A 20,330-nucleotide genomic window follows, 5' to 3' on the forward strand; every position below is an offset into this window, starting at 1 on the left:
TACTAAGTCCCTACCAGCTTTTTATAAGGTAATTTTTTTAATTCATTTTTATACAAAAGATATAAACTTAAGAAGATAGATAAGATCACAATTAATGCAGATAAAAACAGGTTTAAATTAAAAAAATTCTTTAAAAGCTCAACTATTAAAGCAATTAAAACTAAAATTGTAGGATAAATATAGATTTTTTTTATATTCCACTTAATTTTGATTACAATCCTTTGATAAATAAATGTTAAAGTTGATAAAGCAAACCAGGATGCCAGGTTTGCATAAACTGCTCCATAAATTCCAAAAACAGGAATAAGTATATAATTCAATAATAAGTTAATTAAAAGGACAATTGTATATATAAAGAACAATGCAGTTGTTTTTTTTAGAAATAAAATCGGTATTAAAAAGATGATGTTCTGAGCTCTGAATAGAAATTTAATGAATACAATAGCTATAATATTTGATGCAAGGGAGAGTTTAGAATCATAAAAATAATACAAATAAAACATCACCGGCAATATGAGCACAGCAAGTAAAAGTTGTGTTTGAGCCATCATTGCATGAGAGTATTTTTTGATCTCAGCGTGATTTTTTTCAAAGCCATCTTTCATAAGGCGAAAAATTTCAGGTTGAATTGCCCCCCCTATTCCTAATAAAACCATTTCTATCGCCATAGCAAATCTTAAAGCTGTATCATATATTCCAAGATCAGCCGGATAGGATTCCAGAAAATACCTGTCAGCATAAAGTATCCCCCAGCCAATCAGCGCATTGCAAAAAAGAGGAAATGCAAATTGATAAACGGGTTTGAGTATTTTGTTGTCGTATTTTATACCATTTCTCCAATAAGTATGAATGATAATGGCTAATGATATAATTCCAGCGCCAACACAGCTTCCATAAACATAACCTATAAAGCTCATCTCATAATAAAACAATCCTATTAATTGAAATCCCACCCTGAAAATTCCAATTAACAAGCTGATCATTATAAACTTTCTAACCTTTTTTTCATTTCGATATAGCGTTACCGCTGATATATTTATTGCTCTGCTTATTCCAACAAAGATCGTAGCAAAACCATAACTTGAGAAATCCTGCAGTTCTGTCTGGGAGAAAACCTGCCCTATATAATCCTTTAATAAAAAGGCTGCACCTAATATTAACAAACCGCGCAGCAATATTGAACTGAAACAACCTGAGATAAGCGCTTTAAGATCCTTTTCGTTATCCTTATGGTCATAATAAAATCTTGCCAATGCACCGGAGAATGCAAACATTGCAATCATAAAAAAAAATGCGCTTATTGTCTCAGTAATAGCAATGTGAGAAAAGTCAACCACACTCAATCTACCTTTGCCTTCTATGAATGGCTGGATCAACACTTGTAGCAATGGAGGGAATGCAGCCACAATCGTATATAGAGTTGAAAGCTTTATATATTCTTTCATACTATTTCGTTTAATAGGTCAGCCATTTGTCTTGTAAGATTCTTGCGAGAATATCTCTCTATTTTATTCGATTTTATGTAGTGCTTCTCACTCTTATAAATTTCATAAAGTTCCTTTAACCGCTTTTTGATTCCTACTTTATCTTCAAAATCATATACATAACCCGCGTTACAATCTTTTATTATTTTGCCAGAATCTCCTTCGGGAGGCCCTATACAAAGTATGGGCCGCTTTGCAGCTAAATACTCAAACAATTTCCCAGGAATTACACCCATTACATTTGGTGTATTATTTAGTAACAACAGTAAGATTTGAGATTCAAATAAAGTCTGCAAAACTTCACTATGAGCTAAATATTGAATTTGTTTGAGCTCTGATGTAAGCCCCGACTTATTAATACTATTAATTACTGTAACATCCGTTTTGCCTATTAGCTTGATAACCAAATCCTTTTTAAAATTTTCATCATCCTTGCATAATTCCTCTAACGCATTCCACAATTGATGAGGATTTCTATCCTTATTTAATGAACCAATATGATTTAAGATAAACTCATTTGTGATTAGTTTTGCCCCAAACTCAAAATCACTTTCATCATAGCCATTGGTAATTACGTTAACATTTTTTGCTCCAAGAATTTCAAAATCTTTCGCCCAATTATAGCTTACGGTAACTACCTTATCAGCATTTTCCAGAACCAATTTTTCCTGATGCTTGTGCTTATTATCTGCAAATTTGCTCAGCATTAATTGGTCATAAAAATCAATATGTGTCCAGGGATCTCTGAAATCAGCAATCCACGGGATATTTAAACTTTGTTTTAATCCCAAGGCAATCAGATGCATGCTGTGGGGAGGGCCGGTAGAAACAATAGCGTTAACCGGATTTTTTTTGAGATACTTAGTTAGATATCTTACCGATGGCTTTATCCAGAACTTCCTTGCATCCGGAATAAATAAATTCCCTCTTATCCAGACCGATAATTTTTCCGCTAATTTGGGTCTTTCACGTTCTGTTAAAAAACCTGTATTTATTTTCTCTTCCTTCTTTTGTCCTACAAATTTTTTATAAAGAGAATAGGGCTCCCAGATAGGCTTTTTTAAAACTGTAATATTTTCAGGAACATCTTTGAATAAGGACTGGTCAATTACCGGACTTTCTCCATTCTCAGGTGTATAAACAATAGCTTCCCAATCAAAATCCACTAAATACTTAACAAACTTTAACCAACGTTGTACTCCTGATCCTCCACTTGGCGGCCAATAATAGGTGATGACTAATACTTTCTTCATTTTTTTTGCCACCTTATTGGTAAGGGCATCTCTAAAAACTACACCATACATTCCCCTCTATCAAGAGGGGCAAGGGGTGTGTTTTAAAAAATATGTAGTTTTTAGAGATGCCCGTAAGTTTGCACTTTTACCGCCTAAGTTTCACTAAGGATTTATAAAAAAGTTATATTTGTGATTCTTTGTCTCTTTGAGTCTTGATGGTATAAATAACAGCGCCCACAAAAAAACATAGGAAAAGTATTGAACTCACTAACATAATTTTATTACTTAAATAATAGACCTTAGGCTCAAATTTATATTCTATAATGTGCTGCCCTTGTGGTACTTCCATAGCCCTTAGAATATAGTTTGCTCTTACGTAGTTTGCCTGTTTCCCGTCAATAAAAGCATTCCAGCCTTTATCATAATATATTTCAGAAAATACTACAAATCCATCCTCATTTGCTTCAGCTTTATATACTAGATAATTTGGTTCATACTCAACCAATTCTATGCTTGAGCCCGCTTTCTTAAATGATGTTTTGTCAACATCAAATTTAGAAATATCTATAATAGCAGCCTTGGCCGGCTCGAATTCAGTTAAAGCTTCTATTTCTTCATCCGGGTTGTTTACTTTCTCGATTTCAGTAATAAACCATGCATTACCCAAGGCGCTAGGGTTTTGCTGAACCGGCTGTTTTGGATCACCTGTGATCACATACTTTGCATTAAGCATATTCAGAACTTTAACATTATTCCTCCACAAATGTTTTTCTATGATATCCTGGTATCTTTTCATTTTTGCCCCGGAGTAACCCCCGATCGATTTATGAAAATAAGAAGTGCGGCTATCCTGGTCCAATCTTATTGTAGTATTATACACCCTATAGCTCAACGATTTATCTTGCAAAATTATATTATCTGCAACGGTAGGTGTAAAATGTTTTTCAACAGCATTACTTTGCCACTGAATATATTTTCCTCTTTCTTTTTCATTATTTAGGTACCTTTTATCAACTCCCCACAAATCATAAAGGATCAGAATTCCAATAATACCAACAGCAACTTTATATGATATTTTCTTTAATACTGTAAAGTATAATACCACGGCAGTAAGAGCTATTAGAAAAAACGACCGGAATGCATCACTGCGTAATAAACTTTCTCTATCAACCCTTATTGCATCCACAATCCATTGTTGTTCTGGTTTAAATTGTGCATCTGCCGGACTTTCATAATTGCCGGTCCCGGCAAAAAGGGCTATTAATAAAGAGACCCCTGCTGTAATCCCTGCTGCTATCAATATGTTTTTTTTAAAATAATTTGTGTTCTTATCTGTCCAATCTGTGTTATTTAAAACCTTATCTAATGCCAGCAATCCGAGTAAAGGCACGCAAAACTGGGCAATTACCAAAGCCATTGCCACAGCTCTGAATTTATTATAAAATGGAAAATAGTCAAACATTAAGTAATTAAACGTTGAGAAGTTTCTGCCCCACGATAACATCACAAAAAGTATGGTTGCCGCTATAAGCCAATATTTTATCCTTCCATCAACAATCAAAACCCCCAATACAAATAAAAAGCAGATAATAGCGCCAAAGTAGGTCGGACCTGATGTAAAAGGCTGGTCACCACGATATAATGGTACGTTGCGAATAAATTGTTGTATTTGCTGAGCAGGCACACCGCTCCCTTTTAAAGTTTGATACGTTTCTGATTCTTTATCCAACGAACCGGTACTCGAACCGCCATAAAAATTCGGAACAAGCAAAGTCATAGTTTCTGCAATACCATAACTCCAGGCAAATGCATAATCTTTGTCCAGACCGGTTGATTTTTTTTCATCAGGATTTTCCGGGGCAAGCTCTGATTGACCTCTTATTGAATATTTTCCATATTCGTAAGTTGCCAGCATAGACCCTATATTAGCGCCTAATGCTAAAATAGCAGCAATAGAAAGCACTCCTACAGTTTTAAGAAATTTTCCTAATGTTTTCTCTTTGTACGCATAGATCAGTTCAACAATACCAAATATGACTACCGTAATCCCCATATAATACATTATTTGATAATGGCCTGCTCTTATGTGTAACCCCAAAGCTAAGGCAGTGAGTGCTGTACCTAAAAATAAATTTTTCCTAAAAGCAATAAAAATACTACCCATCACAAATGGGATATAAGCCAATGCCAGTATCTTGCCATTATGACCCGCTTCGATCGTGATGATTGAATAGGAGGAAAAGGCAAAAGCAATAGCCCCGATCACTGCCAGCCAAGGTTTTACATCTAATACAATCAACAGAAAATAGAATGCTGCCAAAGAGATCAAAAAAATCGGTGCCGGGCCAGGAAGGCCTAAAAAAATGATATTCTGAATATATCTGAAGGTATCCGGAAAATAAGCTGTTGCAATTAAATAGGCAGGCATACCACCAAATAGTGAATTGGTCCAAAGCGCTTGCTTCCCTGTCCTTTCAATATAATCCATAATTTCTTTTGCAACCCCTCTATGCGTAAAAACATCATTTTGTATTAATTGTTTATTCTCAATAAATGCCGGCTTAAAATAAATTGCCAGTAGAACGATGAAAACTAAAATGGAAATAATATGAGGTGATATTTTTTTAAAATATATTCGCATTTTTGTAGTTTTTAATTAGTATCATTAGTATTCATTCGTATATTTACCCTGCAAAAAACGATAATAATTAGCAAATAACCAATCATTTATGCAATTCATATATCCTTTTGCACATTTACCAAAAGACGACCAATTATTAATAAACATTAATGCTGCAGCTACCAGGCTTCACCAAAAGCTTAGGCGCTTAAATGTCGATTCATTAAATATTTCAGAATATAACAAAAGATACCTTGGCGGGTATTTAAAAAATATACACAAAACCCTCCAGAGACATTCATATATACTATCATGGGCTGTTGCAACTGTTAATATACCTTTAAACAAATTCGTTTTTCTCGATCATGGTGGCGGTGCGGGAATACTCTCTTTATTAGCAAAACAATTAAATATAGGTACCGTCATTTATAATGACATATATGAGCTATCGTGTAAAGATGCAAACATCATTGGTAAAACTCTTGAAATCCAGGCAGATTATTATATTCCTGGTGATATTGAAGATGTTATTAAAGTTCTAAAAAAAAAATCCATTTCCTGTAATGCAATTGCTTCTAACGATGTCATTGAGCATATTTATGATATTGACCGGTTTCTAAATAATCTTCATCTTTTTTCAGATACAACGATGAATGTAGCCTTATCATCTAATGCAAATATTTATAACCCTTTAATGAGAAGGATTTTAATGAAAAATCAACGCGACATGGAATATAAAGACAGGGTGAAGAAATGGGGAGATAAACAAAGAGATACCCTAAAAGCATATCAAAAAATAAGAAAAGAGATAATACAAAGTTATGCCGCTGATTTAAATAATGAAGAAGTTCAAAGATTGGTAGATACAACCAGAGGAATGATTGTACAAGATATTAAAAGCTGTGTGGATAATTATTTAAAAACAAAACAGTTTCCTCCACAACCCAAGCATCCTACTAATACCTGTGATCCATATACAGGAAACTGGGCAGAACATTTGATGGATTTAGATCACGTAGTAAAAATTCTGGTTAAAACAGGGTTTAAAGTAAAAATTTTGCCAGGTTTTTATGGACAATATAAGAATTTTGTTCTAAGGGTCATAGGCCGTTTTTTGAATTTGATCATTTGTAATTCAGATAGGTTTGGGATTAAACTTGCACCCTTTTATACCATTTATGGAACCAAACATACATAATCTATGTAGGCAGGTGAGATCTGCGGTTATTTATAACCTTATTATAATCTGTATAATCTATTGAAATGAAATCGCATAATTACATAGATGCATGCAACCATGCAACCATGCATCCATGCAATCATGCAATCATGCTTTTTAATTGTGTTTCGGAATATAATCTAAATACTCATATTTCCTCTCCCGATGATCTATTCTGCAACAGAAATGCAACAAGCCATTTGTTACAATGAGGTATGTAGCCTTTAAACTATAATTATATCTTGCGATCTGATCAAATGTCTTCTGAGTGATTTTTACAGATGGAGCTTTACACTCCACTACCATATAAGGTTGCCCACTTCCGTCATATACAATTATATCACAACGTTTCCCCCGCCTGTCTGCCCAATAGGCAGGGGAAACCTCCTTTAATCTGTGCCTGCCCCGATTTCTCGGTGGTAATCTTTCTTTTTTATAATCTGCCTGCCCTGTTAAATCTCTTTTATTTAACAGGGTGTGATCTGTGTTCCTTAATCCACTTTCAATTTTGATCAGCCCCTTTGGGTATTTATACTCATCAATTAAATAATGGACAAAATGCTGGCGAACCCACTCCTCAGGAGTTAATACAACAAATTTTTTCCTTATAAGATCAAAGATGTAAGCTTTCTCTCCAATATATTTAACTTTATATGTAAATTCCGGAAGATTTAATTTATCCATTTTAGTGATAAAAAATTTGATAGTCTCTGTTCTATTGCAAAAATAATAAAATATTTTTTCTAAAACCCTTGTTTAATAAAAAACAATCTTATACATTTGCGTTTTCCATATAATTTGCTTAGAATTAATACTAAGCAAAAACGTTCTTTGAAATATTATTGTAGAATAGCAAGCCGACAAAGGTAAGACCAATGCTTACTTAGATATAAGTGCTGTCAGGTATTATTCTTGACACACATCTAAATAGGTTAGGACTTAACCGCTTGAGTGTTTATAAGGGAAAGGGGATGGCAAAGTCCCCCCTTCGGGGGGATTTAGGGGGGCTAATACACTTAAGAGAACCTGAATGTCAATTTCAAGTGCTGTCGGGTTTTTTTAACCTGACAAAACAACTTTTTTTTACAATGGAGAGTTTGATCCTGGCTCAGGATGAACGCTAGCGGCAGGCCTAATACATGCAAGTCGAACGGTAATCTCCCGACTTGTCGGGAGAACGAGTGGCGAATGGGTGAGTAATACGTATGCAACCTACCTCTGACTGGGGAATAGCCCTGGGAAACCGGGATTAATACCCCATAATATACCGATGAGACATCTCATCAGTATCAAAACTTCGGTGGTTGGAGATGGGCATGCGGACCATTAGCTTGTTGGTGAGGTAACAGCTCACCAAGGCTACGATGGATAGGGGGTCTGAGAGGATGATCCCCCACACTGGTACTGAGATACGGACCAGACTCCTACGGGAGGCAGCAGTAGGGAATATTGGGCAATGGACGAAAGTCTGACCCAGCCATGCCGCGTGCAGGATGAAAGCCTTATGGGCTGTAAACTGCTTTTCTACGGGAAGAAATAGCCCCTGCGGGGGAAGTTGACGGTACCGTAGGAATAAGCACCGGCTAACTCCGTGCCAGCAGCCGCGGTAATACGGAGGGTGCAAGCGTTGTCCGGATTTATTGGGTTTAAAGGGTGCGTAGGCGGCTGATTAAGTCAGTGGTGAAATCCTGCAGCTCAACTGTAGAACTGCCATTGATACTGATCAGCTTGAGTACAGATGAGGTAAGCGGAATTTATGGTGTAGCGGTGAAATGCATAGATACCATGAAGAACTCCAATTGCGAAGGCAGCTTACTAAACTGTTACTGACGCTGAGGCACGAAAGCGTGGGGAGCGAACAGGATTAGATACCCTGGTAGTCCACGCTGTAAACGATGATCACTCGATGTGTGCGATATAATGTACGCGTCCAAGCGAAAGCATTAAGTGATCCACCTGGGAAGTACGATCGCAAGGTTGAAACTCAAAGGAATTGACGGGGGTCCGCACAAGCGGTGGAGCATGTGGTTCAATTCGATAATACGCGAGGAACCTTACCTGGACTAGAATGCGCGTGACATCCCGAGAGATCGGGACTTCCGCAAGGACACAAAGCAAGGTGTTGCATGGTTGTCGTCAGCTCGTGCCGTGAGGTGTTGGGTTAAGTCCCGCAACGAGCGCAACCCCTGTCCTTAGTTACCATCAGATAATGCTGGGGACTCTAAGGAGACTGCCTGTGCAAGCAGTGAGGAAGGTGGGGATGACGTCAAATCATCATGGCCCTTACGTCCAGGGCTACACACGTGCTACAATGGCTGGTACAATGGGTCGCTACCTGGTAACAGGATGCCAATCTCAAAAAGCCAGTCCCAGTTCGGATTGAGGTCTGCAACTCGACCTCATGAAGCTGGAATCGCTAGTAATCGCGCATCAGCAATGGCGCGGTGAATACGTTCCCGGACCTTGTACACACCGCCCGTCAAGCCATGGAAGTCAGGGAGACCTGAAGACGGTAACCACGTAGGAGCCGTTTAGGGTAAAACTGGTAACTAGGGCTAAGTCGTAACAAGGTAGCCGTACCGGAAGGTGTGGCTGGAACACCTCCTTTCTGGAGACGTCAGGTTCAAGGCTTGTTGTTCTTACAATAATATTATTATCTGTGACTATGCGCATCAAAAAATACTTTGATTAAATGGGCCTGTAGCTCAGGTGGTTAGAGCGCTACACTGATAATGTAGAGGTCCGTGGTTCAAGTCCACGCAGGCCCACCTGTTTATTTAGAGATTTGGTGATTCAGTGATTCGCTGATTTAAAATCAAAAAATCACTAAATCACCAAATCAATATATGAATGGGGGGATTAGCTCAGCTGGCTAGAGCACTTGCCTTGCACGCAGGGGGTCATCGGTTCGAATCCGATATCCTCCACAAATGGATTGCGGAATACGGATTTGTAATTTCGGATCGATAAAATTCGAAATCAACAACCCGGAATCCAAAATTCATTCCGTTCTTTGACATTTTGAAAGAGTAACAAGAGTATCAAAAATACAAGCTCATTTTTAAAAAAGTTACTAAGAGCGTATGGAGGATGCCTTGGCTCTCAGAGGCGATGAAGGACGCGATAAGCTGCGATAAGCTGCGGGGATTGGCAAATACGATTTGATCCGCAGATTTCCGAATGGGGCAACCCGTTCCGATGAAGTCGGAACATTCCATTTTTGGAATGCAAACCCGGAGAACTGAAACATCTAAGTACCCGGTGGAAAAGAAAACAATAGTGATTCCCCAAGTAGTGGCGAACGAAAAGGGAATAGCCCAAACCATTGTTGTTACGGCAATAATGGGGTTGTAGGACTGTAATATGAAAGTAATACAAAAGTTGAATTATCTGGAAAGATAAGCCATAGAAAGTGATAGCCTTGTAAATGTAATGTATTACCCGATAGCAGTATCCTGAGTAGTGCGGGACCGGAGAAATCCCGTATGAATCTGCCAGCACCATCTGGTAAGGCTAAATACTCCTGAGAGACCGATAGTGAACTAGTACCGTGAGGGAAAGGTGAAAAGTACCCTAAACAAGGGGGTGAAATAGAACCTGAAACCATACGCTTACAAGCGGTAGGAGCCCCGCACATAATTTTTATGTGCGGGGTGACTGCGTGCCTTTTGCATAATGAGCCTACAAGTTACTCCTCTCTGGCTTGGTTAATCCCCTTTGGGGTGGAGCCGTAGCGAAAGCAAGTCTGAATAGGGCGTTTAGTCAGAGGGGGTAGACGCGAAACCTGGTGATCTACCCATGACCAGGCTGAAGCCCCGATAACACGGGGTGGAGGGCCGAACTATTGTACGTTGAAAAGTGCTTGGATGAGTTGTGGGTCGGAGTGAAAGGCTAATCAAACCAGGAAATAGCTCGTTTTCCCCGAAATGTTTTTAGGAACAGCCTCGGGGATAGTCTGAAAGAGGTAGAGCTACCAATTGGACTAGGGGGTGTCAAAACCTACCAAATCCAGATGAACTCCGAATACTTTCAGATATACCCGGGAGTGAGGGTCAGGGTGCTAAGGTCCTGATCCGAGAGGGAAAGAACCCAGACCATCAGCTAAGGTCCCTAAATTTATGCTAAGTTGTACAAAGGAAGTTCAGTTGCTTAGACATCCAGGATGTTGGCTTGGAAGCAGCCATTCATTTAAAGAGTGCGTAACAGCTCACTGGTCGAGCGACAGGGCATCGATAATAATCGGGCATCAAGCATAATACCGAAGCTATGGTTTCCCGACATTAGTCGGGAGAGGTAGGGGAACATTCTCATTTCATTGAAGTTTTGATGTAAGTCAGGATGGAGAGATGAGAAAAGAAAATGTAGGCATAAGTAACGATAATCCCGATGAGAAATCGGGACACCGATAGACTAAGGTTTCCTGATCAACGCTAATCGGATCAGGGTTAGTCGGGTCCTAAGGTGAATCCTAACGGAGTAATCGATGGACAACAGGTTAATATTCCTGTACTACCTCTATCCAGTGATGGAGAGAAGGAGAAGTGAAAGGTCTGCGTACTGACGGAATAGTACGTTGAAAGGTCTAGGTATACGATCAGTTGGCAAATCCGCTGATTGTGCTGAAACCTGATAGTACCACAAACCTTCGGGCGAGTGGATAATGACCCTAATCATGCTCCCAAGAAAATCTTCTAAGCGTTAAAGTTAGAGGTACCCGTACCGCAAACCGACACAGGTAGTCAAGGAGAGAATCCTAAGGTGCTCGAGTGAATCATGGCCAAGGAACTCGGCAAAATCGCCCTGTAACTTCGGGAGAAGGGGCGCCTACCTTCCTGATTTATCAGGAAGAAGGCCGCAGCGAAAAGGCCCAAGCGACTGTTTAACAAAAACACATGGCTTTGCGAAATCGAAAGATGATGTATAAGGCCTGACACCTGCCCGGTGCCGGAAGGTTAAGGAGAGATGTTATTCCCGACTTGTCGGGAAAAAGCATTGAACTGAAGCCCCGGTAAACGGCGGCCGTAACTATAACGGTCCTAAGGTAGCGAAATTCCTTGTCGGGTAAGTTCCGACCTGCACGAATGGTGTAACGACTTGGGCACTGTCTCAGCCATGAGCTCGGTGAAATTGTAGTATCGGTGAAGATGCCGATTACCCGCAACGGGACGGAAAGACCCCGTGAACCTTTACTATAGCTTAACATTGACTTTGGGTGAATGATGTATAGGATAGGTGGGAGACTGTGAAATGGTGTCGTCAGGCATCATGGAGTCGTCCGTGAAATACCACCCTTTATTTATTTGGAGCCTAATCCCGATTACCTCGGGAGAAAGTGTTTGGTGGGTAGTTTGACTGGGGTGGTCGCCTCCAAAAAAGTAACGGAGGCTTTCAAAGGTACCCTCAGCACGTTTGGAAACCGTGCATAGAGTGCAATAGCATAAGGGTGCTTGACTGTGAGACTGACAAGTCGAGCAGGGTCGAAAGACGGATATAGTGATCCGGTGGTTCTGTATGGAAGGGCCATCGCTCAAAGGATAAAAGGTACTCCGGGGATAACAGGCTGATCTCCCCCAAGAGCTCATATCGACGGGGAGGTTTGGCACCTCGATGTCGGCTCGTCACATCCTGGGGCTGGAGAAGGTCCCAAGGGTTGGGCTGTTCGCCCATTAAAGTGGCACGCGAGCTGGGTTCAGAACGTCGCGAGACAGTTCGGTCCCTATCTGTTGTGGGCGCTGGAAGCTTGAGAGGACCTGACCTTAGTACGAGAGGACCGGGTTGGACGAACCTCTGGTGTATCTGCTGTGACGCCAGTTGCATCGCAGAGAAGCTACGTTCGGATGAGATAAGCACTGAAAGCATCTAAGTGCGAAACTCACCTCAAGATGAGGCTTCCTTATAAGGGCCGTCAGAGATTATGACGTTGATAGGTCGCAGGTGTAAAGACAGAAATGTCAAAGCTGAGCGATACTAATTGCCCAAAAACTTTTTTATCATAGAGATGTATTTTTGTGCTCGCTCTTTCAATAATGTCAAAATTTATACATCCCGGGTACTCGGGAGTAGTTGGCAATATTGCCAACTGCCTTTTGCCAACTGCTAACTTTTACAATGGTGACTATAGCGCAGGTGAACACCTTTTTCCATTCCGAACAAAGAAGTTAAGCCCTGCAGCGCTGATGGTACTGCGGTAAAACGTGGGAGAGTAAGTCGTTGCCAGTTTTTTTTAAATTTTAATATGGATTTTAAAATTGAGTCCACTCCAAAAAGCATGCACTGAACGAAGTGAACGTGTCAATTTTCGCCACAAAAGCACAAAAACACCCGCCTGCCATAGGCCTTTAGCGGGCAGGCAAAATCCCACAAAAGTTATTTGATTGATTTTTCCCGAGTACTCGGGATGGGATTTAGTGCTTTGGTGTTTTAGTGGCATTTTTTTTATTATATTATAAACTCAACTTTACAATCATGGTTACTAAAAACACTAATCTGCTAATAATGCTCATTACACTTTTGGCATTTTCGAGTTGCAAAAAGGATGCTGCGGTTGCCCAGGAACCTCCGTTAACAAATGAAGAAATATTGATTAATAATAGTTGGAAAATAGAATCAATTATTGTTAAAAAAGGCACACACGATCCTGATGCTAATGTACCGGAAGAAGATGCATCAACCGCTTGTAAAGTTGACGGAGTTATTATATTCTTAATATCAGGAAAGCTAAAAATTTATGATGGAAATACAAATTGTATTTTCGGGGACGAAGAAGGTGTAACCTGGACATATGATGATTCCTTAAAATATATAACTTTTAGACAGGTGACAAAAGGTGGGGGTTTCGTGTGGCAAATTGGCTATAAAGTTATACATATAACATCTGAAGAAATAAAATTATATCAGCAGGGTACCGCAATTGAAGCAGGAAATATTGAAGTAGTAATAACAACCTTGATATCTATATAAAATAACAGTTTCATAATATAGCCTTTAAATTATTAACCTTTCTGCCAACAGGCAGACCAAAATCTTATCAATCATGAAAAAACTTAGCGTCTTAGCCCCGAGTACTCGGGGGTTAAATAAATTAGTTTTTAGAGACGCCCTCATAAAAATTTACTAAATTTGCCTTCAAAGCTGATCCCGAGTACTCGGGAGAAAAACCGGAATTATTTTTGCAAAGTTATTCAAGTAATACTTATATTTGGGCTTTACTGTTATTCTTGCGAAAAATATTATATTATGGGCATCTCTAAAAACTACACCATACATTCCCCTCTACCTGCCCGCCACGGCCAAGGCAGGCGGGTCAAGAGCGGCAAGGGGTGTGTTTTAAAAAATATGTAGTTTTTAGAGATGCCCTTATAAACTCAACTTTACAATCATGGTTACTAAAAACACTAATCTGCTAATAATGCTCATTACACTTTTGGCATTTTCGAGTTGCAAAAAGGATGCTGCGGTTGCCCAGGAACCTCCGTTAACAAATGAAGAAATATTGATTAATAATAGTTGGAAAATAGAATCAATTATTGTTAAAAAAGGCACACACGATCCTGATGCTAATGTACCGGAAGAAGATGCATCAACCGCTTGTAAAGTTGACGGAGTTATTATATTCTTAATATCAGGAAAGTTAGAAATTTATGATGGAAATACAGATTGTGTTTTTGGGAGCGAAGAAGGTTTAACCTGGAAATATGATAATTCCTCAGAATTTATAACTTTCAGACGTGAAACAACAGATGGGGCTTTCCTGGGGAAGTTTGGCTATAAAGTTATACATATAACCTCAGAAGAAATAAAATTGTATCAGCAGGGCACCGGAATTGAAACAGGACCTATTCAAGTAAGAATAACAACCTTGATATCTATATAAATTAACAACTTTATAATATAGCCTTATAATTATTAACCTTTCTGCCAACAGGCAGGCCAAAATCTTATCAATCATGAAAAAACTATCTCTTAGCATTACTGCGGTATTTATAGCTGCTGCCGCTTTCAGCCAAATTAGTACAACCGATACACCGGAATTAATTCTAATAGCCGGTCCTGCAGTAAATAACGTATATGTACCTCCCGATCCTGATTTTTTTGATCCGAATAAAGTACAAACAGCGGTATTTATTGTGAATTATTCTGGAAGTTGGCCTGCTGATGCGGTAAAAGCATTTGAATATGCGGTTGATATTTGGGAAAAATCTCTCACATCTTCTGTTAACATAGTAATTTCTGCAAGTTATCATAATCTTGGTAACATAGGTGTTCTTGGTGCGGCTAGAGCATATTCTGAATGGAGAGAATTCGCTGCCCCCCACCCACAGTATCAACCGAATACGTGGTTTACAGTAGCTTTAGCGAATTCAATGATTGGTATTGATTTAGACCCAGCTAATGTAGATATGTATGTAAACTTGAATTCTCAAATCACCGATTGGTATTTTGGTACCGATGGCCAAACACCAGATACTGATCATGATTTTGTTACAGTTGCGCATCATGAAATTGCTCATGGTTTAGGTTTTTTCTCAACCCTGCATGAATTTGCACTTGGTGGCCCGGAGTGGAGTAGAGATAGTTTTCCTAATACTTACGATCGGTATATTGTAAATGGTAGCGGTACAAAATTAACCAGCTTACCATTGTTTGGGTCGACATTAACAAATTTTGTGCAAAGCAATAATATATTTTGGGATGGCGCTGAAGCTACAACCGCTAATGGAAGTACTAATCCGAAACTGTATGCCCCTGCTACATGGTTACGAGGTTCAAGCATCTCTCATCTTGATGAAGTAACTTTTAATCCCACTGACCATGCTTTAATGACCCCTGTTACAGATAAAAGTGAGGCATGGCATAACCCCGGCTCAGTGGGCATTGGAATAATGAAAGATATTGGCTGGCAAGCTGTGCTAATTTCTGACATTAATGATGAAGTAGAAGTTAGCGGCCCTTTAACTTTTTCTCAATCAAAAGGAACCGGCTCCTCAGTTTTTTCCCCGATTATTTATAACGCGGATTATATTGATTGGGCCCCTGTTGGCAATTTTGCTGTTTCATGGTCTTGGAATATTCAGTTATTTCATATAGACGGTACTTATGATCTGATCGCTAACACAAGCGGATCTCAGTCGGATGCCGGTAATTTTTCGAGTTATACAATATCTTCTGCTTTCACGTTACCCGATCTTCACTGGGCCAGAGATGCAGATGGTAATATATTAGGGAAAGTAAATGTCTTTGCAATAGATGATGAAGGAGATGGACATGGGGATGATATGCTAATAAAGGTCAAAGTGCCACCTAATAAACCATTTGTCAGTATTGAACAATTAAGTTGTACTTCATTAGAAATTTCCTCCTATTCAAGTGGTGCAACAAGTTATGAAATTTATTATGGTACAAGTCCTGGTGTATATAATGGTACCGGAATTGATCAGGGAAATTCTCCAATAAATATCGGAAGTGCAACCACATTTAATTTGACAGGTTTAACCAGTGGAACTCGTTATTATTTTGCCGCTAAAGGTTTTAATCCTGAAGGATCGAGTGTATTTTCTGATGAAGTTGATAATTTTGTTTATGATATAGAAAACTTTATTGCAACCACAAGCGCTGTTTGGGAACCTGGTGCCGGCAACAATCCCTTTGGCAGTATTACAGGCGAAGTTATTATAGGACAAAAGTTGACCATACCTGCAGGCATAGACATTACCATTAAAGGCATGAATTTTAAGTTTGGGCCCGAAGCTGAAGTAATAGTTCAAGGTAAGCTGACCTCTGATGCTTCTACCTTTGAATCAATTACAGATTGTGGTAATACTACAATGTGGAATGGTGTAAAAGTAGAAGATGGAGGAGAATTTATTACTATTAATAACTCAGCAATTTACGATGCAATTACAGGCATTTCCGGTACTGGTACAAATGCTATAGTAAAAGTTGATGGTAATACGTTTTTTGAAAGAAATAAAGAGCACATAAAGCTTATATCTTTAAATAATGCGGATACCTATATTCGAAATTCAACATTTTCTCACCAACAGACATTATTAGATATATCAATATCCAACAACTCCAGGCGAAGTATTATCCTTAATAATTGTCTTTTGGATACTGCTATAACATTAAATACATTTATTGATGGATTTTTGGGAATAGATATTGAAGATAGTAAAGTGGATATAAGAGGAAATATTTTCCACAATCAACATCATGCAATAGTAGCTAATGGAATGCAAACTGGTAATTTTAGAGAGGTTAACATATTTAATATGAATACCTTTAACGATATTAATGGTATAATTATCTGGTTTGCTTTTGGTATTTCAGGTACTATTGAAAATAATATTTTCAATCACAATATAACATTACAATCACATGATATAGATATAAGACTAAATTCTTGTGTAAGCTGTGGAAAAAGCATAATCATCAAAAATAATACTTTTAATAACCACATAGGAGATGCAGTCTTTTTAACTGATAATTCAGGTTTAAATATATTAATTGATGATAATACTTTCAATGCAGTTACCTCATGGGTGTTTACTAGTGGCTTAGTACGCGCTATCAACGTTGTAGAAACAAGCCCTGCATCCTTTGCCTCCTTTAGAATCAGGAACAATATAATAAATGATACCAAAGATGGAATTAAGGTTACAAATGTTAATAATCTACAAGTCTTTAATAATATAATTACTTTCAGCATTTTTGAGCCAGGTGGCGCTAAAACAGGTATTGAGTTGCAAAATTGCCCGTTTATTTCTGTTGATTTAAATCAAGTTAGCAGCAACAGTAATCCACAACCCTCTATGGTAGGTATCAAAGTTTCAGATTGCGGAGGCGCAAGCTTTGTTCAAAATAACCTACTTGATGACCTTGGCTGCGGCCTTTTGTTTGCTTTTGATAATATAGGTTTAATACCAGAAGATAATAATATAAATAATTGCGATAACGCCATTGTCTTATATTTTAATAAATTCAACGATATTGGTCAGAAACTTGGTACATCTACTGGCCCTGTAGACAATCCCATCACCAACTCCGCCAATGCCGACTATGTATTGATCCACAACAATCTTGGTGACGTAGAAAATAATATAAGATTCAACTACTGGTATATGAGCGACTATTGCACAGCAGTTGATAAGTATTTTAGTGAAGTTTCGCCAGGCGTATTGACAGAAGTCTTTCCCTGCCGCATCCTTAAAAAAAAGCCTGCCGGGCCGCCTTGTGGTGTCATTCAGTTGCCATCCAATGTTTGTGCTATGCCGCTTATTGTAATTCCGCCTAATCCTGTCTGCGACAAAGATAAATTCAGGAGAAAATATCTTGAGGCGATCAGAGGGAATTTGAATCCACATCAAAAAGACCATCAAAGCGAGTTTGTTAGAAAGCTCGTAGAAATTCAGAAGCACATTGCCGGTGGCGAATTTGCACAGGCAGCGCAAAAATTGATTTACCTGCCCCCGGCTTGTGAATTTGAAAGGCGCATCAAAGATGTGCTTGAGACTTTTGTAAATATAAAAATGCAGGATCGTACATTAACACAGGCAGAAAAAGATACCTTAATAACCATAGCCGAAAACACGCCTGATATACTTAGGCAGGCAGTAGCATTAGCCCGTGCCGTGCTTAAATCTGAAGAAAATATGGATATTGAAGACCACCTGCCCGTGATACCCAATAATAATAATGCACGAATAGGGGTATTTAATGGTGATAACAACGAAACTACAAATGAAAATATTGAAATATTCCGGGATGTTCTGATTCAAATTTATCCCAACCCTGTTACCGGTAATCATATAAACATTCAATATAGATTACCGGAAAAAATAACCGCGAAGGTGGAAATTTATGATATTGCAGGGCGTCAAAACCATCATTTAATATTGATTGAAGGGATAGGTAACACAGATATTGATCTCAGTGATTTGAATAAAGGCTTGTATATTTATTTTATCACTATCAATAACGAGCCATATATTATTGACAAGTTAATTGTTGAATAATTTTCGTAAGCGTCTATCGGTTTTATACCGGCAGACGCTTTTTTATAGTTACCCCAATCAATATAAGATCATGAAGTCAAAATTAGAGGCTTACCTGTTAATTATACTCAACATTTTATTGTTTAATCTGATTTGCTATGCTCAAAACGACTTCGCTAAATTTTATTCAAACCCGGATTATAAGCATCATGATACGGATTTAAAAATAATAAAAAGTTATGATAATAATTATATTTTAACTGGGACTCTTTTTATTAAATCTATTAACAAATCAGGAATATTTTTAATTAAAACAGACAGTACAGGCAATTTAATATGGTCAAAGATTATTGGTAATTTTGATTGGATTTATGAAGGTTGGGATATTATTCAAACGTCCGATTCGAATATTATCATAACCGGAGCTATAGTTGCTACTCCTATTTATACTGTTATTATTAAGCTTGATAAGAACGGGGACCTTATCTGGTCAAAAAAATATCAATCAACGAATGAGCTTGCTCCGGCAGACATCATAGAAAACTCACAGGGCGATTATGTAATAGCCGGCTGTGATATAGTAAATAACAAAAGAGATGCTGCTTTTTTAAGAATAGATAAGGATGGCGCTGTAAAAAGCTTTAAACGCATACAGGATACGCTTAAAGACGTTTGCAATTCTTCTATTTTTGAGCTTGATAATGGTGAATATTTCATTGCCGGCCTCACACAGGATTATGATACCATAGTTGGCTTTGAGAATCTTTTTTTCTTAGCGAGAGTGGATAGCGCCGGCAATAAAATTTTTACCAAGGTCATTTATTATAATTATTATCTCACAGAGGGGACAGTTCCAATAATGGTAAAAAATAAAAAGACAAATACTTATCTTATTACAGCCCTAACATTCTTTAATTCCAGTATTCGCCCCATTTTTATCAATTTAAATGATAACAGTACAATAAGCTGGGCCAAAATCCTGGAAAATCAATTAATTCCCTCTACGAGATATACCGGGTTAAATGCTACGGAAAATGGTGGTTATCTTTTAAAGGGAATCATATTTGGTGGTGTTATGGGTCGTGGGGTAACGATAATTAAATTAGATTCATTGGGGAATACAACCTGGGTCAGAACAATAGGTGAAAGTAATGTGGAAGAAACAGGTGAATACAAAAGACACGGTATTGCTTATGAAACTACAGGTGGAGATGTAATGGCTTTACTTGTGAGGGCACCATCCATAGATATCAACTTCGATACTACTGAACTAAATTTAGTTAGGATGAACCAGGACGGAACCCAGAATTGTTTCCGGGAATATAATTTCACTTTTACAGAATATGATACCATCCCGGTGGTATATGATATACCAAGTGTAACGATCCCCATGGAAGATAGCATTACCGTGAGTAATTTCCCGGTATTAATAGCTGATATTAATTATTTATCCGGAGATGTTTGTGATACTATCACAGGTATAATATCGGGAACAAATCTAAATAATGGTGATATTTTACTTTATCCCAACCCTGTTACCGGTAATCACGTAAATATTCAATATAGATTGCCGGAAAACTCAAGCGGGAAAATGGAAATTTATGATCTGATGGGGCGCAAGCTGCATCGTTTAATATTTACTGAAAGTGCAGGTACAATAAATTTTGATCTCAGTGATTTACCTAAAGGCTTGTATATTTATACCATTGCTATCAATAACGAGCCATACAAAATTGATAAGCTGATCGTTGAGTAGTTTTATATTAAGAGTCTGCCGGC

General features: G+C 38.2%; 9 protein-coding genes, 2 tRNA genes and 3 rRNA genes. 10 read left to right on the plus strand and 4 right to left on the minus strand.

What is annotated here, in order from left to right:
* Positions 1-2: 2 nt before the first annotated feature.
* From FVQ77_03460 to FVQ77_03470, 3 genes are all read right to left on the minus strand, one after another.
* Entirely contained in the window at positions 3-1,445 is a 1,443-nt protein-coding gene (locus FVQ77_03460) for a hypothetical protein (protein MBW8049399.1), read from the minus strand.
* Positions 1,442-2,737, minus strand: coding sequence for a glycosyltransferase family 4 protein (locus FVQ77_03465; GenBank protein MBW8049400.1), 1,296 nt, complete (start codon positions 2,735-2,737; stop codon positions 1,442-1,444). Before FVQ77_03465 ends, FVQ77_03460 begins: the two co-directional genes overlap by 4 nt.
* A gap of 163 nt (positions 2,738-2,900) precedes the next feature.
* On the minus strand, positions 2,901-5,360 hold the full coding sequence (locus FVQ77_03470) for a YfhO family protein (GenBank protein MBW8049401.1): 2,460 nt from the start codon (positions 5,358-5,360) through the stop codon (positions 2,901-2,903).
* Between the two features lie 88 nt (positions 5,361-5,448).
* Between FVQ77_03470 and FVQ77_03475 the strand changes: the two genes are divergently transcribed.
* A complete protein-coding gene (locus tag FVQ77_03475; GenBank protein MBW8049402.1) occupies positions 5,449-6,537 on the plus strand; it encodes a hypothetical protein in 1,089 nt (362 codons plus the stop codon).
* Between the two features lie 138 nt (positions 6,538-6,675).
* Here the strand turns inward: FVQ77_03475 and FVQ77_03480 are convergent, their stop codons facing one another.
* Entirely contained in the window at positions 6,676-7,101 is a 426-nt protein-coding gene (locus FVQ77_03480) for a type I restriction enzyme HsdR N-terminal domain-containing protein (GenBank protein MBW8049403.1), read from the minus strand.
* A gap of 546 nt (positions 7,102-7,647) precedes the next feature.
* Between FVQ77_03480 and FVQ77_03485 the strand changes: the two genes are divergently transcribed.
* The 9 genes from FVQ77_03485 to FVQ77_03525 all read left to right on the plus strand — a co-directional run bounded on the left by FVQ77_03485 (position 7,648) and on the right by FVQ77_03525 (position 20,307).
* Positions 7,648-9,168: ribosomal RNA gene (locus FVQ77_03485) — 16S ribosomal RNA — on the plus strand.
* A gap of 84 nt (positions 9,169-9,252) precedes the next feature.
* A tRNA-Ile gene (locus FVQ77_03490) sits at positions 9,253-9,326 on the plus strand.
* 85 nt (positions 9,327-9,411) lie between these two features.
* Positions 9,412-9,485 (plus strand) — tRNA-Ala (locus tag FVQ77_03495).
* Between the two features lie 132 nt (positions 9,486-9,617).
* Positions 9,618-12,550: ribosomal RNA gene (locus FVQ77_03500) — 23S ribosomal RNA — on the plus strand.
* 115 nt (positions 12,551-12,665) lie between these two features.
* A 5S ribosomal RNA gene (gene rrf / locus FVQ77_03505) occupies positions 12,666-12,777 on the plus strand.
* The 16S, 23S and 5S rRNA genes sit together here with 2 tRNA genes alongside, the layout of an rRNA operon.
* 246 nt (positions 12,778-13,023) lie before the next feature.
* A complete protein-coding gene (locus FVQ77_03510) occupies positions 13,024-13,518 on the plus strand; it encodes a hypothetical protein (protein ID MBW8049404.1) in 495 nt (164 codons plus the stop codon).
* Positions 13,519-13,936: 418 nt separating this feature from the next.
* Positions 13,937-14,431 (plus strand): hypothetical protein, encoded by a 495-nt coding sequence (locus FVQ77_03515; GenBank protein ID MBW8049405.1) that lies wholly within the window; start codon positions 13,937-13,939, stop codon positions 14,429-14,431.
* Positions 14,432-14,504: 73 nt separating this feature from the next.
* Positions 14,505-18,572, plus strand: a complete 4,068-nt coding sequence (locus FVQ77_03520; GenBank protein MBW8049406.1) for a T9SS type A sorting domain-containing protein — start codon at positions 14,505-14,507, stop codon at positions 18,570-18,572.
* A 70-nt stretch (positions 18,573-18,642) separates the two neighbouring features.
* Entirely contained in the window at positions 18,643-20,307 is a 1,665-nt protein-coding gene (locus FVQ77_03525) for a T9SS type A sorting domain-containing protein (GenBank protein MBW8049407.1), read from the plus strand.
* Positions 20,308-20,330: the final 23 nt, after the last annotated feature.

The sequence above is a fragment of the Cytophagales bacterium genome, from assembly GCA_019456305.1.
Classification (GTDB): domain Bacteria; phylum Bacteroidota; class Bacteroidia; order Cytophagales; family VRUD01; genus VRUD01.

What these genes read in the sequence shown, in the direction of transcription:
- FVQ77_03460 (MBW8049399.1), bottom strand. Translation starts at nt 1,445, where the DNA reads ATGAAAGAATATATAAAGCTTTCAACTCTATATACGATTGTGGCTGCA.
- FVQ77_03465 (MBW8049400.1), bottom strand. Translation starts at nt 2,737, where the DNA reads ATGAAGAAAGTATTAGTCATCACCTATTATTGGCCGCCAAGTGGAGGA.
- FVQ77_03470 (MBW8049401.1), bottom strand. Translation starts at nt 5,360, where the DNA reads ATGCGAATATATTTTAAAAAAATATCACCTCATATTATTTCCATTTTA.
- FVQ77_03475 (MBW8049402.1), top strand. Translation starts at nt 5,449, where the DNA reads ATGCAATTCATATATCCTTTTGCACATTTACCAAAAGACGACCAATTA.
- FVQ77_03510 (MBW8049404.1), top strand. Translation starts at nt 13,024, where the DNA reads ATGGTTACTAAAAACACTAATCTGCTAATAATGCTCATTACACTTTTG.
- FVQ77_03515 (MBW8049405.1), top strand. Translation starts at nt 13,937, where the DNA reads ATGGTTACTAAAAACACTAATCTGCTAATAATGCTCATTACACTTTTG.
- FVQ77_03520 (MBW8049406.1), top strand. Translation starts at nt 14,505, where the DNA reads ATGAAAAAACTATCTCTTAGCATTACTGCGGTATTTATAGCTGCTGCC.
- FVQ77_03525 (MBW8049407.1), top strand. Translation starts at nt 18,643, where the DNA reads ATGAAGTCAAAATTAGAGGCTTACCTGTTAATTATACTCAACATTTTA.